The sequence below is a fragment of the Flavobacterium sp. YO12 genome, assembly GCF_004119495.1.
Classification (GTDB): domain Bacteria; phylum Bacteroidota; class Bacteroidia; order Flavobacteriales; family Flavobacteriaceae; genus Flavobacterium.
Window position 1 is genome coordinate 1 of sequence record NZ_NRQU01000066.1, and the last position, 23525, is coordinate 23525.

24 protein-coding genes and 3 pseudogenes are annotated in these 23525 nt (G+C 32.2%); 11 read left to right on the forward strand and 16 right to left on the reverse strand.

Going from position 1 to position 23525, the window contains the following annotated elements:
- Positions 1-96 precede the first annotated feature (96 nt).
- The 3 genes from BOW55_RS17355 to BOW55_RS17360 all read left to right on the forward strand — a co-directional run bounded on the left by BOW55_RS17355 (position 97) and on the right by BOW55_RS17360 (position 2592).
- The gene (locus tag BOW55_RS17355; protein ID WP_129025320.1) at positions 97-681 is read left to right on the forward strand and encodes an RNA polymerase sigma factor; all 585 of its coding nucleotides are present in this window, start codon (positions 97-99) and stop codon (positions 679-681) included.
- Between the two features lie 50 nt (positions 682-731).
- Positions 732-875, forward strand: a complete 144-nt coding sequence (locus BOW55_RS20880) for a hypothetical protein (RefSeq protein WP_164975058.1) — start codon at positions 732-734, stop codon at positions 873-875.
- A 652-nt stretch (positions 876-1527) separates the two neighbouring features.
- A complete protein-coding gene (locus BOW55_RS17360) occupies positions 1528-2592 on the forward strand; it encodes a tetratricopeptide repeat protein (RefSeq protein ID WP_129025322.1) in 1065 nt (354 codons plus the stop codon).
- 64 nt (positions 2593-2656) lie between these two features.
- Here the strand turns inward: BOW55_RS17360 and nth are convergent, their stop codons facing one another.
- Positions 2657-3313, reverse strand: coding sequence for an endonuclease III (gene nth / locus BOW55_RS17365; protein ID WP_089055073.1), 657 nt, complete (start codon positions 3311-3313; stop codon positions 2657-2659).
- Between the two features lie 110 nt (positions 3314-3423).
- Between nth and bcp the strand changes: the two genes are divergently transcribed.
- Positions 3424-3876: a thioredoxin-dependent thiol peroxidase gene (gene bcp, locus BOW55_RS17370; RefSeq protein WP_129025324.1), complete on the forward strand. Its 453-nt coding sequence runs from the start codon at positions 3424-3426 to the stop codon at positions 3874-3876.
- A 243-nt stretch (positions 3877-4119) separates the two neighbouring features.
- Here the strand turns inward: bcp and BOW55_RS17375 are convergent, their stop codons facing one another.
- A complete protein-coding gene (locus tag BOW55_RS17375) occupies positions 4120-5580 on the reverse strand; it encodes a TonB-dependent receptor (protein ID WP_089052441.1) in 1461 nt (486 codons plus the stop codon).
- 90 nt (positions 5581-5670) lie between these two features.
- Here BOW55_RS17375 and BOW55_RS17380 point away from each other — a divergent pair, with 90 nt between their 5' ends.
- From BOW55_RS17380 to BOW55_RS17390, 3 genes are all read left to right on the forward strand, one after another.
- Complete coding sequence (locus BOW55_RS17380; protein ID WP_129025326.1) at positions 5671-6435, forward strand: MBL fold metallo-hydrolase; 765 nt, start codon at positions 5671-5673, stop codon at positions 6433-6435.
- Positions 6436-6448: 13 nt separating this feature from the next.
- A complete protein-coding gene (locus BOW55_RS17385) occupies positions 6449-6952 on the forward strand; it encodes a hypothetical protein (RefSeq protein ID WP_089052439.1) in 504 nt (167 codons plus the stop codon).
- A 91-nt stretch (positions 6953-7043) separates the two neighbouring features.
- Entirely contained in the window at positions 7044-7418 is a 375-nt protein-coding gene (locus BOW55_RS17390) for a hypothetical protein (protein ID WP_164975059.1), read from the forward strand.
- Positions 7419-7491: 73 nt separating this feature from the next.
- On the opposite strand, the gene BOW55_RS17395 is transcribed toward BOW55_RS17390, so the two are convergent.
- The 4 genes from BOW55_RS17395 to BOW55_RS17410 all read right to left on the reverse strand — a co-directional run bounded on the left by BOW55_RS17395 (position 7492) and on the right by BOW55_RS17410 (position 12005).
- The gene (locus tag BOW55_RS17395) at positions 7492-8136 is read right to left on the reverse strand and encodes an alpha/beta hydrolase (RefSeq protein WP_129025328.1); all 645 of its coding nucleotides are present in this window, start codon (positions 8134-8136) and stop codon (positions 7492-7494) included.
- Between the two features lie 217 nt (positions 8137-8353).
- A complete protein-coding gene (locus tag BOW55_RS17400) occupies positions 8354-8680 on the reverse strand; it encodes a hypothetical protein (RefSeq protein ID WP_099720305.1) in 327 nt (108 codons plus the stop codon).
- A 4-nt stretch (positions 8681-8684) separates the two neighbouring features.
- The gene (locus BOW55_RS17405) at positions 8685-9935 is read right to left on the reverse strand and encodes a dihydroorotase family protein (RefSeq protein WP_129025330.1); all 1251 of its coding nucleotides are present in this window, start codon (positions 9933-9935) and stop codon (positions 8685-8687) included.
- Positions 9936-10076: 141 nt separating this feature from the next.
- Positions 10077-12005: a BatA and WFA domain-containing protein gene (locus BOW55_RS17410; protein WP_129025332.1), complete on the reverse strand. Its 1929-nt coding sequence runs from the start codon at positions 12003-12005 to the stop codon at positions 10077-10079.
- Positions 12006-12251: 246 nt separating this feature from the next.
- Here BOW55_RS17410 and BOW55_RS17415 point away from each other — a divergent pair, with 246 nt between their 5' ends.
- A complete protein-coding gene (locus tag BOW55_RS17415; protein ID WP_129025334.1) occupies positions 12252-13367 on the forward strand; it encodes a lactonase family protein in 1116 nt (371 codons plus the stop codon).
- Positions 13368-13511: 144 nt separating this feature from the next.
- Here the strand turns inward: BOW55_RS17415 and BOW55_RS17420 are convergent.
- The 4 genes and pseudogenes from BOW55_RS17420 to BOW55_RS21615 form a co-directional block, all read right to left on the reverse strand.
- A pseudogene (locus tag BOW55_RS17420) lies at positions 13512-14863 on the reverse strand (DEAD/DEAH box helicase).
- 317 nt (positions 14864-15180) lie between these two features.
- The gene (locus tag BOW55_RS17425; RefSeq protein WP_129025338.1) at positions 15181-15945 is read right to left on the reverse strand and encodes a TIGR02757 family protein; all 765 of its coding nucleotides are present in this window, start codon (positions 15943-15945) and stop codon (positions 15181-15183) included.
- A gap of 32 nt (positions 15946-15977) precedes the next feature.
- Positions 15978-16427, reverse strand: a pseudogene (locus tag BOW55_RS21610) (ABC transporter ATP-binding protein); the annotation flags it as partial.
- 204 nt (positions 16428-16631) lie between these two features.
- Positions 16632-16856, reverse strand: a pseudogene (locus BOW55_RS21615) (ATP-binding cassette domain-containing protein); the annotation flags it as partial.
- Between the two features lie 168 nt (positions 16857-17024).
- On the opposite strand from BOW55_RS21615, the gene BOW55_RS17435 reads away from it, so the two are divergent.
- Both BOW55_RS17435 and BOW55_RS17440 read left to right on the forward strand, forming a co-directional pair.
- A complete protein-coding gene (locus BOW55_RS17435; protein WP_129025342.1) occupies positions 17025-17738 on the forward strand; it encodes a phosphodiester glycosidase family protein in 714 nt (237 codons plus the stop codon).
- An 11-nt stretch (positions 17739-17749) separates the two neighbouring features.
- Entirely contained in the window at positions 17750-18052 is a 303-nt protein-coding gene (locus BOW55_RS17440) for a hypothetical protein (protein WP_164975060.1), read from the forward strand.
- Here BOW55_RS17440 and BOW55_RS17445 read toward each other — a convergent pair.
- The 6 genes from BOW55_RS17445 to BOW55_RS17470 all read right to left on the reverse strand — a co-directional run bounded on the left by BOW55_RS17445 (position 18049) and on the right by BOW55_RS17470 (position 23011).
- Positions 18049-18351, reverse strand: a complete 303-nt coding sequence (locus BOW55_RS17445) for a DUF6787 family protein (protein ID WP_129025344.1) — start codon at positions 18349-18351, stop codon at positions 18049-18051. The two genes, BOW55_RS17440 and BOW55_RS17445, sit on opposite strands and share 4 nt — an antisense overlap.
- Before the next feature lie 31 nt (positions 18352-18382).
- Positions 18383-18814, reverse strand: a complete 432-nt coding sequence (locus BOW55_RS17450; RefSeq protein ID WP_129025346.1) for a DUF6146 family protein — start codon at positions 18812-18814, stop codon at positions 18383-18385.
- Between the two features lie 207 nt (positions 18815-19021).
- A complete protein-coding gene (locus BOW55_RS17455) occupies positions 19022-19579 on the reverse strand; it encodes a DUF937 domain-containing protein (protein ID WP_129025348.1) in 558 nt (185 codons plus the stop codon).
- A gap of 102 nt (positions 19580-19681) precedes the next feature.
- Positions 19682-20632: a D-2-hydroxyacid dehydrogenase gene (locus BOW55_RS17460; RefSeq protein WP_089052428.1), complete on the reverse strand. Its 951-nt coding sequence runs from the start codon at positions 20630-20632 to the stop codon at positions 19682-19684.
- A gap of 142 nt (positions 20633-20774) precedes the next feature.
- A complete protein-coding gene (gene serC / locus BOW55_RS17465) occupies positions 20775-21845 on the reverse strand; it encodes a 3-phosphoserine/phosphohydroxythreonine transaminase (protein WP_129025349.1) in 1071 nt (356 codons plus the stop codon).
- Positions 21846-21937: 92 nt separating this feature from the next.
- A complete protein-coding gene (locus BOW55_RS17470) occupies positions 21938-23011 on the reverse strand; it encodes an acyl-CoA reductase (RefSeq protein WP_129025351.1) in 1074 nt (357 codons plus the stop codon).
- A 136-nt stretch (positions 23012-23147) separates the two neighbouring features.
- On the opposite strand from BOW55_RS17470, the gene BOW55_RS17475 reads away from it, so the two are divergent.
- Positions 23148-23501 carry a 4Fe-4S dicluster domain-containing protein gene (locus tag BOW55_RS17475; protein ID WP_089056634.1) on the forward strand — a complete coding sequence of 118 codons (354 nt, stop codon included), beginning with the start codon at positions 23148-23150 and terminating at the stop codon, positions 23499-23501.
- Positions 23502-23525 lie beyond the last annotated feature (24 nt).

A 23525-nucleotide genomic window follows, 5' to 3' on the forward strand; every position in this document is an offset into this window, starting at 1 on the left:
GGTCACAATATTAACATTATAAAAAAGATACGCCTATACATAAAATACTTTTTAGAAAATTTACTCCAAAATTATAGAACCTAAAAAGTAAGTATTATGGCTGATCTGCATATTCCAGACGCTCTATTAGTGAAAAATTATGTCGAAGGCAGCGAAAGTGCCCTTGCGACATTGATAAAAAGACACGAATCTAAGATATATGGTTTTATATATTCAAAGATTGCTGATAGAGATATTTCAAACGATATTTTTCAAGACACATTTATTAAAGTTATCAAAACTTTAAAAAGCAATTCATATAATGAAGAAGGTAAGTTTTTGCCTTGGGTTATGCGTATATCACACAACTTAATTGTGGATCATTTTCGCAAAACCAAGAAAATGCCAATGTATAGAGAAACCGAAGAGTTTTCGATTTTCTCAATTATGTCTGATGATTCGCTAAACATTGAAAGTAAAATGATTTTAGATCAAGTTGAAGTTGATTTAAAAAGATTAATCGAAGAGCTGCCAGACGATCAAAAAGAAGTTTTGGTAATGAGAATGTATCAGGATATGAGTTTTAAAGAAATCTCTGAGTTAACAGATGTAAGTATTAATACTGCATTAGGAAGAATGCGTTATGCATTGATGAATTTGAGAAAAATTATCGACAAACATCAAATTATTTTGACCAACTAATACTATTTTGAATATAAGCTCGTTATACTAGTATAAAACATTTTATTGGTATGGCGAAAATTTACTCAAAAAAAGCAGTAGCTGCTAAAGATTTAAAACCTAAAAAAGAAGTAGTTTCTTTTTTGTTGAATTATTCACAAGCTTTAACTGTTGTGAAAATTGAAAATAAAAGTTTTGAAATTATAGCAAATTAAACAGCCCGCTTGCCCAGTCGGATGTTTATTTCGAAAGAAAACCAAATGGTCGTTTTGGTTGAAAGCTCACTATTTGTATTTAAATACAGATAGTGAGTTTTTTATTTTACTAAACTCACTGGTAATTGACCGCATCAATCTGATGATTTTTAATTTTAAATGGCAAAAAAAGGAATCTCAGCCTTTTTTACTATACAAACAATATCAGATTTTTTGTATAGTTTTATTCTGTATTGTTAAATTTTCATATTTTAATCAGGTTTTCTTTATTTGTTCGAGATTTAATTTTAGTTTAGTTAAAAAGTATTATTTATTTCATTGATAGTATTAAAATATGAAGTTTTTATTATTAAAGTGTAGAAACTCATTTTTATCTAGAAATGTTAATATTTAAGAAAAACGTTTAACCCAAATCACCGATAATCTATGGAAAAAAATTACACTTCGTTGTTTTGTTTGTTGTAAGTCAGATAGATAATAGCAGGGATCATTGTTGGTTTCTACTATTCTTTTGATGGAAAAGAGTTTTTTGTTTTTTAATGTGCGTGCCAGAGCATATTAAATAAAAGTTTTAGCGTCTTTTTTTTTGATGCTCATTCTTTTACTAAACAGCCATTAAGTCTATTTAACAACCAACCAAAACTAACCAAAAATGAAAAGAAAACTAATTCTGTTATCAACTCTTCTATTGGTAACAATTGGAGCATTTGCTCAAAAAGATAAAATCAAAGAAGCACAGTCCTTGTATGACAAGGGAAAAAGTCCGGAAGCTTTGGCAATTTTAAATAAAACAGAATATCTTATACTTAATGCTTCTGATGAGGATAAATCTGATTATTACTTTTTAAAAGGAAATGTATTAAAAGATTTAGCAGGAAAAAACATTGATGCAGCCAATAATTTTACATTGGCATCACAAGCTTATCAGGATGTATTTTTATACGAAAATGAATCAGGTAAATTTAAATTTACTATTAAAGCAAATTTGGCGCTAAAAGAGATGAAATCTAATTTGGTCAATGGCGCAATGACCGATTTTAATGCAGGCAAATTTAAAGAAAGCGCAGAGAAAAGTTATAAAGTTTATTTGTTTGATAAAAAAGATACATTGAACTTGTTTAATGCCGCATCTTCATCTGTAAATGCAAGAGATTTTGATTCGGCAATACGATATTATGAGCAGCTCAAAAAAATCAATTTTTCCGGAAAAGGAGTTTTGTACTACGCAACAAACAAGAAAACAAAAGAAGAAGACATGTTTGTTTCACCTAAAGCCCGAGAAGCCGCTATTCAGCAAGGAGTATATGAAAAGCCAAGAACAGAATCAGTTCCTTCAAAAAAGATTGAGATTAATAATAATCTAGCTTATTCTTATCTAGAAAAGAAAGAGTATTCTAAAGCAGAAATGATTTATAATTATGTTCTAGAGTTGAACCCAAATTACATTGATGCTTATATAAATTTAGCGTACTTAAAATTACAGCAGAAAAAAGATTTAGCCGATGAAATTTCATCTTTAGGAACAACGCCTGCAGAAATGAAGAAATATGATAAATTGAGTGCTGTAAAAGATGATGTAACCCGCAGTGCGATTCCGTATCTAAAGAAAGTGCTTACTATTGAACCAAAAAATTCAGAAGCTACAAAAACACTTTTAGGAGTTTATAGATCGCTTGATATGACAAAAGAATATAATGCGTTAAAAGGCAGTATGTAGTTTTTAAGGTATAAAGAAATAAAAATATAAAAGGCACAAAGGTTTTAAACTTTGTGCCTTTTTTCTATTTTGTCACTTTTGTCATTTCTTCAATAATCGATTTTTTTCCAACCGTTCTCGTGATAATATCTTTCTCTAAACTCCAGCCTCGAGCAGGCGAATATTCACGTCCGTACCAAATAATCTGTAAGTGCAGATCATTCCATATTTCTTTAGGAAATAATCGTTTAGCGTCTTTTTCAGTCTGAGTTACATTCTTTCCATTCGAAAGATTCCATCTGTACATCAATCTATGTATATGTGTGTCTACAGGGAAAGCGGGAACTCCAAAAGCTTGAGACATTACAACACTTGCTGTTTTATGACCTACAGCTGGTAATTCTTCTAATGCTTCAAAACTTTGCGGAACCTCTCCATTGTGTTTTTCAATTAAAATTTCAGACAAACCATGAATTCCTTTAGATTTCATTGGAGATAAACCGCATGGTCGAATAATTTCTTTAATTTCCTCTACAGACATTTTCACCATGTCATAGGGATTATCAGCTTTTGCAAACAAAAGAGGAGTAATTTGATTAACGCGAACATCAGTACATTGTGCTGAAAGTAATACAGCAATGAGCAGTGTATAAGGATCTTTATGATCAAGCGGTACAGGTATGGTAGGGTAGAGTTCTTTTAAAGTGTTTATAACAAATTGCACACGAGCTTCTTTATTCATTTCCTTATTTTTAAGAACGTAAAAATAATGAATTATAAGTTATGAGTTAAGAGTTGTGATTATCTTTGTTTAATCAATAATCTGAAATCTAAAATTTAAAATAAAAAGATATGACAACATTAAAAGCCGGCGATAAGGCACCAAGTTTTTCAGGAATAGATCAAGATGGGAAGTCACATAAACTAGCAGATTATGCTGGAAAAAAAATAGTAGTTTTCTTTTATCCAAAAGCAAGTACACCTGGTTGTACGGCTGAAGCTTGTGATTTGAGAGATAATTTTGAACGCTTTAAAGCGAATAATTACGAACTTTTGGGCGTGAGTGCAGATAGTCAGAAAGCACAATTAAAATTTAAAGATAAATACGAATTTCCTTTTCCGTTGTTAGCAGATGAAGATAAATCAGTAATCAATGCATTTGGAGTTTGGGGACCAAAAAAGTTCATGGGAAGAGAATACGATGGAATTCACAGAACAACTTTTGTAATTAATGAAAAGGGAATTATTGAAGAAGTAATCGAAAAAGTAAAAACAAAAGAACACGCTGCGCAGATATTGAAGTAGTTTTTGTTTCAAGTATTATGTTCTTTCGAACAGAAGAAAAATTTACCGCAAAGCACGCTAAGTTTTTTATATGCAAGCTTAAAAAAAAACGCAAGGTTCGTAAAGCTTTATCAATAATCAGCTTTGCGAACCTTGCGTTTTTCAAAACCACACCGAGAAAAACTTAGCGTGCTTTGCGGTAAAATTTTACACGGTACAGAACCTGATGAAACAAAAAAAAAGTCCCAATAAGGGACTTTTTAATTAAGCATTTTGTTCTAATTCCGTTTGAGGATGATATCCAAACAAGTGATGTTCTTTTATAATTTCTGCAATACCCGGTGGAAGCATATGTTCCCATCCTTTTTTGCCTTGATTGATCATTTTTAAAATCTCGCGAGAAAAAACCTCTAAGTTGTGCGGGTCATAATCTGTAATATCAACCACTTTTCCGTTGAATTTGAAGAACTTGTAAAGTTCTTTCATTCTTGGATGTACTTTTAAATTAGTTGAATTCATTAATTCTCCATTTTCATCCAGCATTGGATAAAGGAAAACTTTCATGTCTCTGTAGAATAATTTTCCAAAAGCCTCTAGAATTCCACCGCTTAAGTGTCTGTAATACTTCTCGTCAAAAATATCGACAAGGTTATTTACACCCATTGCTAATCCCATACGAGCTTTAGTATAGTTAGCAAAATATTCAACTACTTTATAGTATTCTTGGAAATTCGAAATCATTACCGTTTGACCAAGTGAGCAAAGTAATTCAGCTCTGTCCATAAAGTCACGTTCGTCGATTTCACCGTCAGAACGTAAATTCGAAAGTGTAATTTCGAAAATAACTAATGTATTATCTTTTTCAACCTTGTTTTCTTCAAGAAACATCTTCAACGATTTCTCGTACATGTCCATGTTTACCTTTGTAACCGGGCGAAAACTTCCTCTTAAAGCTAAAAGATTCTTTTTGTACAAAATGGCAGCAGGCAAAATGTTTTTTCCTTCAGGATTAAACATAACCGCATCCGTCATTCCGTTTTTAACCAATTGTAAACTCATCAAACGATTGTCAACATCAGCAAAACGAGGTCCAGAGAAATTGATCGTATCGATTTCTAATTGATCTTTGTCTAAGTGATCGTATAGATATCTAAGTAAACGTTTTGGATCATTATATTTGTAAAAAGCACCGTAAATTAAGTTTACACCTAAAATTCCAAGTGTTTCTTGTTGTAGTCTAGCGTCAGTTTCTCTAAAACGAATGTGAAGAATAATTTCGTTATAAGCTTCGTCTGGTTCAATTTGGTATCTAATTCCTACCCAGCCGTGTCCTTTAAATTGTTTGGCAAAATCTATAGTTGCAACTGTATTGGCATAACTAAAGAAAAGTTTTGTGGGATGTTTTTCTCTGCTTAAACGCTCTTCGATGATTTGTCCTTCGAGAGTTAACATCTTTTTTAAACGTTCTTCGGTTACGTAACGGCCGTCAGTTTCAATTCCGTAAATAGCATCACTAAAATCTTTGTCATAGGCAGACATAGCTTTTGCAATAGTTCCTGAAGAACCTCCGGATCTGAAAAAATGTCTAACTGTCTCTTGTCCAGCGCCAATTTCTGCAAATGTTCCGTAAATGTTTTCGTTTAAATTAATGCGTAAAGCTTTGTCTTTTATAGAGGGAATCTGTTCGATGACCTTGTCACCTTTGAGTTTTATTTCTGTACCCATTTTATTTTAAATAGATTTGTTACAAAGTTAGTAAATTAGGCTTCTAATGAAAGAGAAATAATCCTATTTTTGTAAAAAAATTAAGTTCAATTGAAGGTCTATTTTTTAGGTACTGGTACTTCTCAAGGCATTCCGATTATCGGAGTGGATCATCCTGTTTGCAAAAGCACTGATGCTAAGGACAAAAGGCTCCGCGTATCCATTTGGATTACTTGGAACGAGCACTCATTTGTAATCGATTGCGGTCCTGATTTCAGACAGCAAATGCTTTCCTGCGGATGCCGTAAACTTGACGCTATTTTATTTACGCACGAACACGCAGATCATACTGCAGGTTTAGATGATATTCGTCCGTTTAATTTTAGACAGGGCGAAATTCCTATTTACGGACATGAGCGTGTATTAGGTAATTTAAGACGCCGTTTTGATTATGTTTTCGAAACGGTAAATAAATATCCAGGCGCTCCAAGCGTAAAAACGATCGAAGTCGAAAATGACAAACCTTTTGCGGTTGGTGATAAAATGGCGATTCCGATAAATGTAATGCACGGTGATTTGCAGGTTTTTGGATATAGAATCGATGATTTTGCCTATTTGACAGATGTAAAAACAATTGAAACTGCCGAAGTCGAAAAGCTTAAAGGATTGAAAGTTTTAGTTGTGAATGCTTTGCGTGTTGAACCTCACGATACACATTTTAACTTACAAGAAGCACTTGATTTTATTAATCTTGTAAAACCAGAAAAGGCTTATTTAACACATATCAGCCATGTTTTAGGTTTTCACGAAGAAGTGCAGAAACAACTTCCAGAAAATGTTTTTCTGGCTTACGATAACTTAGAAATTACAATTTAATTATTCCATAAAAATGAAAAAATCCCTAATGCTTTATCTTTTTATCCTTGCGATATTAATGAATGTTTTTACGTATATGTTTTATAGCAGCGAAGTGAAATTCGGGCAGGAAAGATATGATAAAACGACTAAAAAGCTAAGAGACAGTATTCAATTGGTAAAAACGCAATTGGCTGATGCAAATTATTTTTCTCTTGAACATAATGAAAATGCCCAAAATTACTTTGATAACAGTGCTTCTGGAGGAAAAGTAATTTTATTTGAAAAATTGATTCCAGTTGTAACTGAGAAATTATTAGATTTTAATGCAAACCCAAAAGGGAATCCATATACAGGGCAAGATCAAATAGGGCCAAACAAATTTATTATCAATAAAGTAAAGATTTTAAACCACCGTTGGATTATTGCTGATTACAGTAATGGCGAATTATGGGGGGAAGTCTTGTTAAAATACTTTGTTGATAATGATGATAATATTACCTTTGAAGTAAACCAAACTTGGTTGTATCAAAAATAGGATTGTGTTATCCAGTTTTTTTATCAATTTAAATTTAATAGGATTATGAAAAAAATATTTTTGTTTTTGATTATTGCCGGAACATTTTCTTGTGCAAAAAAAGGTTTCTCAGGATAAAGTAACTTCTAAAGAGACAGAAAAAGAAACAGTTGTAGGTGGAGATTCTGATTCTCACGGATGCAAAGCTTCTGCCGGCTACACTTGGTCAACATTAAAAAAAGAATGTATCCGAATTTTTGAAGGTACAAGATTAAATCATGCAGAAGATGGAAAAACATACACCACAGCTTCATATGTTATTTTTGATGGAAACAAAGCAGAACTTTTTCTTGATACTCAAAAAGAATCTATCATTTTAGAAAGAAAATCCGAAGGCGATTCTTGGAAGAAAGATGATCTAGAGCTAATTCCGTGGAAAGGTTACGTTCTGAAAAAAGCTGGAAAGATTGTTTATACAGGACAATAAGAAAAAAAATAAAGAGTAAAGAAAAAAGTGAGATGTATTTTGGTATTACCATTCTACATCTCACTTTTTTCTTTTATACCGAAAGCCAATTCTTAAAATCGAAGAAATTCTGTGGCGCAACACCATGACCAACAGGATATTCTTTATAAGTGACTGGAATATTTAGTTTGTCTAAAATCGCTGGAGTTTTTCTAGCCCATTCAATCGGAATAACTTGATCTACAGTTCCGTGTGAAGCGAATATTTTTAGGTTTTTAAAGTCGTTTTTCTCAAAACCATCTTTGATGATTTCTTCATTAAAATAACCGCTCATCGCCACAACTCTTTGAATTTTTTCAGGATAAGAAAGTGCCGTTGCATAACTTAAAATTGAACCTTGGCTAAAGCCAATTAAAGTCACATTATTAGGGTCAATAGGATAATTGGCAACTAATTCGTCAATAAAATTGGCAATTATATCTCTTGAAGTTTTAGCTTGTTCATTATCTGAAAATTTATTTTGGTCAGCATCAAAATTAATAGCGTACCAAGCGTAAGCACCATATTGTAAATCATAAGGCGCTCTTGCCGAAATGATATAATAATTATCAGGAAGTTCAGTTGCAAACGAAAATAAGTCGGCTTCGTTGCTGCCGTAACCATGTAATAAAAGTAAAAGAGGGTTTTTGTCTAAAATAACTTTTGGTTCTCTTATTTTATATTCTAAAGATAGATTCATTTTTTAATTGTGAATTGTTAGTTCTCAGTCTCAGTCTAGGTTTTCAGTTTTCAACTTTGACAAAGTTTGTTGGTGATGTTACTATAAAAAATCTGTTGAAATCAGCGTTTTTGCTTGCAAATCTGCGTCATCCGTGTTCAAATTTTATACGCTGATAAAACAGATTCGCTAAAGCGAAAACGCTGATTTCAACGGATTTTTTTTAAAAAAATTTAAGTTAACCGATAGATTTAAACCATTTTTGAAAAAGTTCTCCCACTAACGGAATAGGCTTTGTCTGTCCTTGTATCGCATTAAAAATGCCAAAAGTCCAAAGAATTGAAATGCAGATCCACATTGGAAAAGTGATAAAAAAGCTGTCAAAATTGCTGATAATTGCTCCGAAAGAAATAAAAGTAAGTGATAATCCTAAAGCTTGACGGATATGAAAAGAAGCAAAGCTGTTTTTGTTTTCAGAATTCATAGACATCGCTATCAAAACGCCAATAATTAAAATATAACTGGTAATAGCGATAGATTTTCCTTCTTCAATTGTATTGTTCATTGTATTATTTTGTAACAAGTTGATTTTGATTTAAAATTCCGTACACAGAACCTTTAATTTCAGTTCCTAAAAAGGCAGAATTTTTAGATTTTGAAAGGATATTTTCTTTAGTAAAAGTCGATTTTCCTTCTGGAGTAAAGAACGTTAAGTTTGCTTTAGAACCTTCGGCAATTGTATTATTTTTAAGTCCAAAAACAGTTCTTCCAGAAGTTAGTTTTGAAACTACAGTTTCTAAAGGTAAAACAGTCAATAAAGCTCCAAAAGCACTTTCTAAACCAATAGTTCCATTTTTTGCCGTATCAAATTCCATTTTCTTGAATTCGATATCAATCGGATTGTGGTCAGAAGTAATCATATCGATAGTTCCGTCAGCAATTCCGTTAAGTAAAGCCTGTCTGTCAACTTCAGTGCGTAAAGGCGGAGTAACTTTAAAACGAGTGTCAAAACCATCTAGTTTTTCATCTGTTAAAACCAAATGATGCACAGATGCACTTGCAGTTACATTCAAACCTTTTGCTTTAGCTTCTCTAATTAATTGAACTGACTTCGCTGTAGAAATTGTTGGAATATGAAGTTTTCCGCCTGCATATTCCAGCAAAAATAAGTTTCGAGATATTTGAAGTTCTTCAGCTAAATCAGGAATCCCTTTTAATCCTAAACGAGTCGAAACAATTCCTTCGTTTGCAACGCCGTTTCCTTTTATGTTTGGGTCTTGCGAATATGTAATTACTAAACCGTCAAAATCCTGAACGTATTGCAAAGCAATTTTTAATAGATTGGCATTATCAATGCTTTTGTTGTAATCTCCAAAAGCCACAGCACCGGCTTTTTTCATATCAAACAACTCTGCCATATCTTTTCCTTCACTGGCTTTTGTTAAAGCTCCAATTGGGAAAATTTCTGTTGCAAAACCATTTGCTTTATTTTTTACAAAATTTACCTGAGACTGATTGTCAATAATAGGGAAGGAGTTTGGTTGCAGAGCAATTGCTGTAAAACCGCTTTTTGCCGCAACGTTTAGTCCGTTTGCGATAGTTTCTCGATCTTCATAACCTGGTTCTCCAAGCGAAACACTGCTGTCAAACCATCCTTGAGAAACATGAAGATTATCGAATTTTACCTCTGTTGCATTATCATTTGGAAGTGAAACGCCTATTTTTTCTATTAAACCATCTGCAATTAAAAGATCAACAGTCTGGTTATGAAACGGACTTTTTGAGTCGATAATTTTGGCGCTTTTGATGATTATTTTCATATGTAGAGAAATTTATTTTTTTATTTACAGATTCAACTTTTGTCATTTCGACGAAGGAGAAATCGCATCCAATTTTCTGTGCAGTATGTTCGCAGCTTGTGTGATTTCTCCTTCGTCGAAATGACAAACATGCTAAAAAAATTACTTCACGAATTTTATAATCGCCATTTCTAATGCTAAAAATAACAGTGCAAAGATAACAAACCATTTCCAAATTTGGCTGTCTGTGCGCTCAGTTTGTAAGGTATTAAATATGGTCGAAATTGTATCTGCAGTTTTAAAGTTAGAAACGACATTGGTATTTACCTGGCTTAAATCACTTTCTGATCGTTTGTAATTAAAACTTAAATTTTCAACCCATTCTTTTTTGTCAAAAATGCTGTAATTTCCAGCTGTTTCAGGAAAATCATTAAAAGTAAGTTTTACTTTATTGTTTAGTATCTGCTGAATCGGAATGAAAGAATCGTCAGTTCCTTTTACTTCTAGAATTGCATCTTTACTTAATAAAACATCTACGAAATAAGGTTGATTGTTACCAATAGTCAAGGCGTTGACTCCTGTTTTCTGATTATTTTGTCCCATTTTATAAAATAACGGAACAATCAATGGTGATTGCTGAAAGTTTGAATTTGTTGTATTTATTGGTGCCGAAAAAACGGTAATTCCAGAAACTTGATTTTGAATTGCTGTTACAAATGCAGTTTGATCTTCATAAGATAAAACGGCTGGATAAGGACTTGAAATATCAAATGAATTGCTTGTTTTTGGATATTGAAAATTTGTGATTTTATTCTCAAAAACACCTGAAAACAAAGGATGATCAAAATTGATTTTGGTAATTAATTTATTTTGCGCTTTTAGCGTATTAAATTGAACTTTTCCAAAATTTCCTAAAAACGAATTTAAATTTGAAATTGAACTTTTTTCAGAAGGAATTACAACTAAATTCCCGCCTTTAGAAACAAAAGCCTTTAAAGTGGTTTGCAAGGCTTGCGGAATTTCAACTAATTCGTTTAAGATGATTGTATTTTGCTTTTCTAAACTATTATAGTCGAGAGAACCAATTGCATAATTATTATAATTGAATTCGGCAGAAGTGTAAATTCTTGATAAGAAATTACTTTTTTCAGGTTCTCCGATGCTGATTACGTTAGTTTTTTTGTTTTTAGAAATGCTGAAAAACAGTTTGTTGTCATACGTTAAACCATTGTCTTCAATAGAAGCATAACCATGAAAAGCTTCTTTTGGAATGGTAAAGTTGATTTTCTTTTTCTTCGCATCAAAATTGATAATTGTTTTAGCAATTAATTTGTTTTGATTGTATAAAGAAGTCGAAATAGGCTTAAAATCTTCTCCATAACCAGATAAGTCAACCGTTATTTCGTAAAAATTTTCTAATGTCTGATTGATGTAAACGCTGTCAATAGAAACATTATTTTTTTGTTCTGCTTCAGGAACAATGAAATAAGGTTTTTCTTCGGGATCAATGTTTTTTATGTCATTTTCCGTCAAGCCAACAGCATCAGAAATAATTACAATATCCTTTTTATGTGCTGATTTATGTGCTTTTATTTTTGCCATAATCGACGAAAGTTCAAATGGAGTTGCGCTGTATTTTAAATTTTGTAAAGCACTTTTAGCCGATTTAATATCGGTATTCCAATAATTTTCGGTGTTTGTCAGCAATGAAAATTGTGCAGTTTCAGGCGTATTTTCTAATAATTCCTGAACAGCACGTTTTAACAATTCTCCTTTTTTTCCTTTTGCCTGCATACTAAACGAATTATCTAGAATAATATACATTTCATTTGAAGCATTTTTACTGTCTTTGGCTTCAAAAAAAGGCTGCGCAAAGGCTGTAATAATACATGTAAGTAATAAAAGGCGAGTTGCCAGTAATAGTCGTTTTTTGATTTTCGAACTTTTACGAGTTTGAATGGCAAGTTCTTTTAAGAAACGAACATTGGTGAAATAAGAGGTTTTAAAACGTCGTAATTGAAATAAATGAACCAAAATTGGAACGATCAATAAAAAAAGGAAGTATAGAATTTCGGGATGTTTAAAATGCATTCTGGCTTCGATTTACTTCACTACGTTTTGTTTTTCGCGAAGATGCTGGTCAAAAATACAAATTTTTTAATTGAACCATATAAGTTCATATAGAGATTATAAGTAAAAAGTATTTAAAGCATTTTAAAATGAAGTTATATGACATATATAGTGGAAATCCTTTTTGAAAAATGTAACTTTTAAGGCTCTATTTGTAATGACAAAAATGATATAAATGCGTATTTTAGCGTATTCAAAAAATTAAGTATGAAAAAAATATATCTAGTGTTATTTTCAGCTTTAGTATTTACAGCTGCTAAGGCTCAAAATAAATTTAATTTATTAGTAGGAACTTATACGAATACCTGCCCAAGTAACGGAATTTACGTTTATGAATTTAATGCTGATTCGGGAGAGTTTAAATTAAAAGGCTCTTCAGAAAATGTAGTCAGCCCAAGCTATTTGTCAGTCTCAGCAGATAATAAGTTTATTTATGCTGTAAATGAAAACGGAGATCAAAGTGCTGTAAGTGCTTTTAGTTATGATTCAGCTTTAGGAAAGGTTACTTTTTTGAATAAAAATGATGCTTTAGGAGCAGATCCCTGTCATTTGATTAATGATGATAAAAATGTGATTATAGCAAATTATTCTGGTGGAAGCATCGCTGTTTTTAAGAAAAATGCTGATGGTAGTATTTCTGAGGGACAACAATTAGTTCAGCATCAAGGAAAAGGACCAAATGCAGCTCGTCAAGAAAAAGCACATGTGCATATGGTTTGTTTTTCGCCAGATAAAAAGTTTGTATTGGCGAATGATTTAGGTTTGGATAAAGTTTTTATTTATAAATACAATCCAATTGCTAAAAACGAAATATTAACATTAAAAGGAAGTGTAGATGTAAAACCTGCAAGCGGCCCAAGACATTTGACTTTTAGTAAAGATGGTAAATTTGTTTATCTGGTTCAGGAATTAGACGGAACATTGACAACGTTTAGTTATGACAGCAAAACAGGAAGTTTAAAAGTAATTACTGAAACTAGTATTTTGCCAAAAGGTTTTAAAGGAGGTACAGGTGCTGCAGCGATAAAGATTTCGCCTGATGGAAATTTTTTATACGTTTCTGATCGTGTAGATGTTAATGCAATTTCAGTTTATAAAATTCTAAAAAATGGAAGTATAGAATTAGTAGAACAGCAAAGTACTTTAGGAAAAGGACCGAGAGATTTTGCAATTGATCCAACTGGAAATTACTTGTTAGTAGGACATCAGTACACCAATGATATTGTTATTTTTAAAAGAGATATCGCAACTGGAAAAATTACGGATACAGGAAGAAGAATGCAATTGTGTTCGCCTGTTGGGCTGGTTTTTACTAAGATATAGTTTTTTTAAAGATTCAAAGAGACAAAGGTTCAGAGGTACAAAGCTTGAATTAATAAAAAAAGGTTTAAAAGTAAAATTTAATTTTCTTTAAACCTTTTTTGCTTTGCCACTTTGTTTCTTTGAACCTCTGTGACTAATAAAAAGCTATTTGTTACTATCTTTTCTCTTCTTATCTCTCGTTTTCAACATATTTCGATTGACAGAACCGTGCGTTTTCTTTTTGTTTTTGAAGGACCGCCAAGATTAACTTTTTTATTCTTTTTAGATTTTTCGTGAAAAGCTCCGTCACCTTCAAGTTTTACTTTTTTCATTAAAAACTTAATAGGCTGCTTGTCTTTTTCAGGTTCAATTAGTTTTGATGAAATTTCAACTTCTTCAGGGAAATCAGTGATTTCAAGTTCTTGGTTCATTAAAACTTCGACTTCAATTTTAAATTCTTCCTCTCTAGGAGTTACAAAACTAATTGCAGTTCCAGTTGCATCAGCACGACCTGTACGACCAATTCTGTGCATATATAATTCTGGTAATTCTGGAAGTTCAAAGTTAATAACGTGAGAAATATCAGAAATATCTAAACCTCTCGCCATAATATCTGTAGTAATCAAACCGCGAAGATTTCCTTCTTGAAATTCAGCCATTGTACTCAAACGGTAATTTTGAGATTTATTAGAGTGAATTACACCAAATTGTCCGTCAAAATCTTCTTCAATTCGGGTATGAAGCATATCCGAGATCTTTTTATTGTTTACGAAAACTAAAACACGATCCATGCTTTCATCAGTTTGAAGCAAATGTTTTAGAAGATTTACTTTTGTGTTGAAATTTGGAACGTTATAAGTAATTTGAGTAATTTTTTCAAGTGGTGTTCCAGATGCTGCAAGCGTAACCTCTTCTGGAAAATCAAAATAATCATTCAAAATATCATCTACTTCATCTGTCATTGTAGCAGAGAATAAGATGTTTTGGCGTTTTGCTTTCATCATTGCCAAAAGCGCAGTTAATTGCGTACGAAAACCTAAGTTAAGCATTTCGTCAAACTCATCAATTACTAATTTTTGAGTGTCATCAAAACGAACAACAGCGTCTAAAGCTAAATCCATTGTACGTCCAGGAGTTCCAACTAGAATATCAACACCTTCGTAAACAGCTTTTTTTTGTGTATTGATGTTTACACCTCCATAAATTCCCAGTGTTTTAACCGACATATATTTAGTCAGTTTTTCAACTTCTTCAACAACTTGAACGACTAATTCACGAGTTGGAACAAGTACAACAATTTTTGGAGTATTGGTATTTGTAAATTTGTATAATTTTAAAAGAGGCAGTAAATAGGCAAATGTTTTACCAGTACCGGTTTGTGCAATTCCCATCATATCGCGTCCAGACATGATTACAGAGAAAGATTTTTCCTGAATAGGAGTTGGCGTAACAAATCCCAGTTCGTCGATTGCTTTTTGTAAAGATTTTGGAAGATTGAATTTTTCGAAAGTGCTCATTTGCATTAAATTTTGTGCAAATGTACGTTAAAATGATGGTTTTTTGTCGATTTTGTAATTTTTGATTAAATATCAGTTATCCACTAATTTTTTATTTGCAGTGAAAGCTCCAGCGGAACTGAATATTTGTAGCGCAGTTTATTTCCATTCACAAAAAGCTCCAGAGGAGCGATATATTTTTAAACAATACATATTTCGCTCCTCTGGAGCTTGAAATCACGGTGTGTATAATTGCTATAGATATTTTGCTCCGCTGGAGCATTTTACAATTGCCTGAAGTTTCAGGATCACTCAGTTTGATAACGAATTTAAGGAACTTAAAACCCTTCAAAAACACCTAAGCCAAACAAAGCAAAATCGTATTTTACAGGATCTTGAGCATCCATTTCGCGTAATTTTTGATCTAATTGAGCAAGTGCTTTACCATCGTTTTGTTTTCGCTCTAAAATACCTAGTTTTCTGGCTACATTTCCTGAATGAACGTCAAGTGGACAAGATAATACGGATGGGGAAATAGATTTCCAGATTCCTAAATCGACACCTTTTGTGTCTTGGCGAACCATCCAGCGTAAATACATATTAATTCGTTTTGCTGCCGAATTATTCAGCGGATCTGAAATATGTTTTTGTGTTCGTGGTAAATGATCGATTTCGAAAAATATTTTTTTGAACTCGCTTATACTTTTTTGCAAACTGCCTTTTTCCTGATTTTTGGCAAATACAGCTTCAAGTCCGTTATGGTTTTTATAAATATGTTGTAAACCTTTAATGAATCCGCCAAAATCTTTTCCGTTGAAAGTGCGGTGCACAAAAGTTTCTAAATAGGCTAAATTATCTTCAGAATGTGACATGACGAAATCGTAAGGTGTGTTACCCATTAATTCCATCATTTTATGCGAATTTTTGATAATCATTTTGCGATTTCCCCAAGCAATTGAAGCGCTCAGAAAACCTGCAATCTCAATATCTTCTTTTTGAGTAAATAAATGGGGAATCTGAACGGGATCACTTTCAATAAAATCCTGATTGTTATATTGAATGACTTTTTCGTCAAGAAATTCTTTAAGTTCTTTTTGGTTCATGTTCAAATGAAATATTCAAATAATTAGGAAACCTAATTACTAATTTGGCCGTCGACCATAATTAATTTTCTATCAGCCATATTCGCTAATTCTTCGTTGTGAGTTACGATTACGAAAGTCTGCCCAAATTCGTCACGAAGTTGAAAAAACAATTGATGTAAATTTTCTGCCGAATGTGTGTCGAGATTTCCAGAAGGTTCATCGGCAAAAATAACATCTGGTTTATTGATTAAAGCTCTTGCAACCGCAACACGCTGTTGCTCTCCGCCCGAAAGTTCGTTTGGTTTGTGATTGATTCTGTGTGATAAACCAAGATATTCTAAGATTCTTTTAGCTTCCTTTTCTGTTTCAGCTTTTGGTTTGTTAGCCATAAAAGCGGGAATACAAACGTTTTCTAAAGCAGTGAATTCTGGTAATAATTGATGAAACTGAAAAATAAATCCAAGATTCAAATTTCTAAAATCGGATAGTATTTTGTCCTTTTTGCTTTTCTTTTTGAAATATCTTGTATAATAAACAAGCATTAAAACTATTGGTAAAAATAAAGCGCCAATTGTAATTAATCGTACTATTTCGTCGAAGATTTTAGTTCTGAAAAACAGTAAAAAAACAGCCAGGAGTATGATGTAAATCGAACTTGCCCAAGTAATGATCTTAAATTTTCTTTCTTCTTTTGAATTATCAGTTTCAACATCTTGCAGTTTCAAAACATTTTCGCCATTAATGGTTAATGATGAATCAGGATTACTGTCTGGTTTATCTAAAGTTCCTAAAATTTGTAATAAAGTTGTTTTTCCTGCACCAGAAGCTCCAACGATCGAAACAATTTCGCCTTTTTTAATATGTAAATCAACTCCCTTTAAAACTTCAAGTTTATCGTAGAATTTATGTATGTTTTTTGCGTGTATCATGTAGTGAAACTGTTTTTACAAAGAAACAAAGAATCTGTCGATATAAAAATGGGTTGTAACAGAATTTTATGAATAACATTTTTAATGCAGTAAATAGTTTGTTTGTGAGAAAAACAACATAAATTAGTGATGAAATTTTATATGGTTTTTATGAAGGTTTTATTGAACATGAAATTAAAGCTATTTCTGCTTACGGCGGCAATATTGATTATTTTTATAAGTGCAAAAGTTTATGATAAAAATTCTTTTGTAGTATATACATTCGATGCTAAAAAGCAAGATTTGAGATTATTTTGGAAAAATGAGAATGGCGAAAAATTTAAAAGCATTCAAAATTTAAAAGACTGGATTGAAAAACAAAATCTGGTTTTAGATTTTGCGATGAATGCGGGAATGTATAATAAAGAAAATTCGCCTCAAGGACTTTACATCGAGAAACAAAAAGTATTAGCAGCATTAGATACAACAAACGATGTTGGAAATTTTTATTTAAAACCTAACGGAGTATTTTACATAACAACAGGAAATGTACCTGTAATTTGTAAAACGGAGCAGTTTCAAAATAATGCAAAAGTAAAGTATGCCACGCAATCAGGTCCTATGCTGGTTATTGATGGAAAAATACATCCCGAATTTAAAGAAGGTTCTTCTAACTTGAATATTAGAAACGGTGTTGGAATTCTGCCAAATGGGAATGTAGTTTTTGTACTGTCTAAAAAGGAAATAAATTTTTATGATTTTGCATCGTATTTTAAAAGCCTGGGATGCAGGAATGCCTTGTATTTAGACGGTTTTGTATCTAGAGCTTATGTGCCTTCGGAAAAGTGGATTCAAACTGACGGAAATTTTGGTGCATTATTTGCAGTAGTTAGAAAAAAATAAAGGTGAATATGATGGAAATAGAAGAAACAACAGTTGTAGAAGACAACAGAATGTCAAAATTAATAATTGGTTTAATTTTGGATGGAATTGGTATGATTTCATTTTCAATTCCTCTAATCGGCGAGTTTTCAGATGTTATTTGGGCGCCAATTGCGGCTCTTATTATGAGCAGAATGTATAAAGGACGTATTGGAAAAGTAGCTGGAGTTTTGACTTTTATTGAAGAAATAATTCCGTTTACAGACATTATTCCTTCTTTTACACTTACTTGGATTTATACGTATTTCTTTTCGAAAGAACGTATGAAAATTTAGTCTTTAAACAAGAATCCTAGTCCCATGTTTTTAAGCATTTTCTTTTCGAAGTTCCAAAAGAATTTAAACTGCCCAAAAATGGTTCCAATACCAACCAATAAAACTTGATAAATTGGAAAAATAATAATAAGACGAATTAAGGTAAACCAAATACCAAAATCCTCTTTGGTAATGCCTAACCAAATACAAAAAGGTTTAGAGAGCCAAGCAGATGCCGATCCTGTAATGGCAAAAACTATAAGTATAATAATGGCTTGTAGATTTGAGGTTATTCCCCAACGTTTCTTTAATCTATTCATTGCTATTTGTAATGATTACAAATATACTATATTATCTTGATGGGACATAACCCCAAAGCTTTTGTTTGTAAGTATTTTGAAAATAAATCATATAATTGTAGATCAGGTAATTTACTTCGTAACCATAATGTATATCTCGTCGGTAATCGATCGTCATTTCGTATAAATTTGGATTGTAACGTTGTGGCTGCATAGCTCTGTTGTTCCATTCGGTTACATACAAATAATTCTTATTTTCTAGGTACGTTAAAGAATAATAATTTCGCGGATAAGCTCTAGAAGCAAGCCAAGTATTAAAACCGTTATCTATTATTATAACTTCATATTCTAACGAATCATTTGCAATTCTAACAGTATCGTTTCCTTTCTTAATAGGATTATCGGTAATAGCAACATTTTTTGAGGCTGTAGAACACGCAACTATAGTTAGAATAAAAACGAATATGGAAATATATTTTTTCATAGTATTTGAAATTCAAATCTAAATTTACGAATAAATCAGCAGAAGAGCTTGCTATTTAACTTTTGTATAAGAGGTTCAGAAGTTCAAAACTGTAAAAGTTTAGAGGTGTTTTTTATAAAAAAAGCTGTTTTACTTTTAGTAAAACAGCTTTTGCAATTTATATTTTAAGCCTGCGTTCCTTTATAAATTTGGAACTAAAAGACTTGTTTATTTTCCAAATAATTTTCCTAGTAAACCACCTAATCCGCCACTTTTGGTTAAAGCTGCAGCATCAGCAATATCAACTTTTCCGTCGTTATTTTGGTCTAAACCAAACTGCATTCCGTATTTAGAAATAGTGTCCATGATATTTGAAGCCTGTCCGCTGTTTCCAGAAATTGAATTGATAATATCTGTAATTTGAAAACTGCTGTCGTTTGGATCTTTTGCTTTATTAACCAGCGAATTTAAGATTTGTGGAATCATGTTTGAAGCTACACCAGAAGAATCTGCACTGCTTAAACCAAATTTTTCGCCCAAGCTTCCAGTTAATTGCTGCGAGATTTGCTGTACTACAGGATTCGAACTGTCTATTGGAGAACTTCCGTTAAATAAACCTGCTAGCTGCTCACCACCGCCTTCAGATGCAATTTTTTGAAGTCCTGCAAATATCGAAGTACTTGTTTCGCTTATTACTGCTTCATTGTGTTCGTTTGGGATAGCTGTATTGTTAACAACAGCGTTACCTCCGTATTGCTGTACTAATTGAGTTAATTGTTCAAACATGATTTAAAGAGTTTAGATTAGAACTCAAATTTAATCAAAAAAAGAAAGGGATCTATTAAACGATGTTAATAAATCCCTTCTAAATAATTTAGATATAATTAATTAGCTCAATAAAGTAATAATTTGCGAAGCTAATTCAGTACCAATTCTGTCTTGTGCTTCTCCTGTTGCAGCACCAATGTGCGGTGTAAGAGAAATTTTAGAATGCATTAAAATTGCCATTTCTGGTTTTGGTTCGCTTTCGAAAACATCTAAACCAGCAAAAGCAACTTTTCCTGAATCTAAAGCTTTTACTAAAGCTACTTCATCGATAACCCCGCCACGAGCACAGTTTACAATTCCAACGCCGTCTTTCATGATTTCAAGTTCTTTTTCTCCAATGATATAACCATTTTGAGCAGGAACGTGTAATGTAATGAAATCAGCTTCTTTGAATAAAGATTCTAATGATTGAGAAACGATTGTAGTTGTGATAGATTGTCCGTCAAAAAACTCCACTTTTACATCAACTTGCGGAATAAAGCTGTCAGCAGCGATAACTTTCATACCTAAACCAAGCGCCATTTTTGCAGTAGCTTGACCAATACGTCCAATACCAACAATACCAAGAGTTTTACCTCTTAATTCAGTTCCGTTAGCATAAGCTTTTTTCAAACCGTCAAAGTTTGAATCTCCTTCAAGAGGCATATTTCTGTTAGAATCATGTAAGAAACGAACACCAGAAAATAAGTGTCCAAATACCAATTCAGCAACAGATTCTGATGATGAAGCTGGAGTATTAATTACATGAATTCCTTTGCTTTTTGCATAGTCAACATCAATATTATCCATACCAACTCCGCCGCGTCCAATAATTTTTAGTCCAGGGCAAGCGTCGATAATATCTTTACGAACTTTAGTTGCAGAACGAACTAAAACTACGTCAACATTATTTTCGTTTACAAAATTTGCTACTTGTTCTTGTGCTACTTTTGTAGTTATAACTTCAAAACCACCTTTTTCTAAGGCTAGAATTCCACTTTTAGAAATTCCGTCGTTAGCTAATACTTTCATTGTGTGTTTATTGTTTATTTGGTTAATCGTTAAATTGTTTAATCGACAAACCAGCTATTTGATTTTTCTTTTTTGATATTTTAAAGGAAGTTTTTTTTGACGATTAAACAGTTAAACAAATTAACGATTAACCGAAAAAAAATTAAACCTTAGATTCTAATGCTTTCATTACATCAACTAAAACCTGAACGCTTTCAATTGGCATAGCATTGTAAATAGAAGCTCTGTAACCGCCAACAGAACGGTGTCCTGGCAATCCAGAAATTCCTGCTTCTTTCCATAAAGCATCAAATATTGCAGTATGATCAGCATTGTTCAATAAGAAAGTTACATTCATATTAGAACGATCCTCTACAGCAGCCGCACCTTTGAATAATGGGTTTCTGTCGATTTCAGCATAAAGTAAAGCCGCTTTTGCATCGTTTAATTTCTCAACAGCTGCAATTCCGCCTTTTTCTTTAATCCATTGTAAAGTTAATAACGAAACATATACTGCAAAAACAGGCGGAGTATTGTACATACTTTCTGCTTTAATATGTTTAGCGTAATCTAACATACTAGGAATTGTTCTTCCGTTTTTTTCTAAAATTTCTTCTTTAATTACTACCAATGTAGTTCCTGCAGGTCCCATGTTTTTTTGAGCTCCAGCATAAATTAAATCAAATTTTGAGAAATCTAATTGACGTGAAAAAATATCAGAACTCATATCGCAGACAACAGGAACATTAGTTGCTGGAAAGTCTTTCATTTGAGTTCCAAAAATGGTATTATTACTTGTGCAGTGAAAATAATCTGCATCAGATGGTATTTCGTATCCTTTTGGAATATGATTGTAATTTTCTTCTTTCGAAGATCCTACGATAACAGTTTCTCCAAAAAACTTAGCTTCTTTAATAGCTGCTGCCGCCCAAGTTCCTGAATCTAAATAAGCCGCTTTTCCATTTTCTTTCATCAAGTTGTAAGGAGCCATTAAGAATGCTGTACTTGCACCACCTTGCAAAAATAAGGCTTGATATCCTTTTCCTTGAAGTCCTAATAATTCTAAAGCAAGCGAACGAGCTTCATCCATTACAGCAACGAAATCTTTGCTTCGGTGTGAAATTTCAAGAATCGATAATCCTGAATCATTAAAATTTAAAACTGCTTTTGATGCCTTCTCAAAAACTTCCTGAGGTAAAATACTTGGTCCTGCGCTGTAGTTGTGTTTTTTCATGGTTGTTGTTAATAGTCGAAATTTTAAAGACGCAAATTTCGGCAATAGGAGCTGAAAAAGCGATAAATTATTCGAAATATTTGAACATTTTATTACTTTGTTGTTAACAAAAACGTTATAGTATCAACGTTATCTGCATAATCCCACAATTGCGGATTCTGACTTTGACCAAATGCAGTACTGTTTTTAATCAAATTATTGCTTACAATACATTGTATTTGCTCTTCGTCTGCTTCAAGACGAGTTTGTAAACTTTCAAGATCTTCATAATATTCATAAAAAACACTCGAAATAGGAGAGGCATAATTAGAATCTTCTTTAAGAGTCAAAAATCCATTGTCGAGCAGTTTAAAATTACTCATTAAAAAAACCGCTTTGTTGTAATCGTAATTGTTAGCGTATTTTTCGTAATGAATAACATCCTGATATTTAAAAACAGCTTGAAAGAAAGCATCAAATGAATAGCCTTTTGGTACAAAAAGCTTAGAAACATTGCGGCATCCTAAACCAAAATATCTAAAAATATCTTCACCAAGAGCTTCTAATTCTTCATGAGTTTCTTTTCCGTTTAGTATCGCAGCCGAATTTCTATTTTTTCTGATAATTGATGGTTTATCTTTAAAATAATATTCAAAATATCGTGCCGTATTGTTGCTTCCTGTAGCAATTACAGCATCAAAATTTTCTAATTTTCCTTCAACGAAAGTGATTTTATCTTTTAAATTTTCATCAACAGCAATTAAATATTTGGTCAAAAAAGGCAATAAATGCTGATCATTAGATGACGTTTTTATTAAAGCTCTGTTTCCAGTTATTATAACAGATAAAAAATCATGAAAACCAACTAACGGTATATTCCCGGCTAGAATTAAGGCAACAGTTTTTTCTTTTTTATCGTTTTGAGCAAACTCAGACGAGTAATTAGAAAGCCATTTTTCAATGTTTTCTTCCGTTAAAGCATCTGCCCATGATTTTATGGCAAAGAAAACCTGTTCAGGAGTATACCAGCCATTGTGAGATTGTGATAATGTTATTAGTTTTTCAAAATCATTAAAAAAAGTTTCATTGTGTAAAACGTCAGATTTTTTCACGGATTCCTTTTCAGAAAACTGACTTAAAAATTTTCCTAATTCAACAAAAACACTTTTTTTTGTTTCTAATGTCATAATGTTTGTATATGAAAGGTTTTGATTGTAATTTTGCACAAAAATAAGCTATATTAAGTTATAAGGCAAAGCCGAATAAAATGTTTGACATTTTTAATGGAAATCTGATAACTTTTAACTCGAAATCAAGAATAAAATGGCAATAATTATAACAGACGAATGTATTAATTGTGGGGCTTGCGAACCAGAATGCCCAAATACAGCAATTTATGAAGGAGCTGATGATTGGAGATACAAAGACGGAACTAGTCTTTCAGGAAAAGTAATTTTACCAGACGGAACTGAAGTTGATGCAGAAGATGCACAAACTCCAATTTCTGACGAGATCTATTATATTGTTCCAGGAAAATGTACAGAATGTAAAGGTTTTCATGATGAACCTCAATGTGCTGCTGTGTGTCCTGTTGATTGTTGTGTACCAGATGATAATCATGTAGAAGACGAAGAAACCTTGTTAAACAGACAAGCGTTTTTACATGGAGATGCATAATCTTTCTAAATAAATGATAAAAAA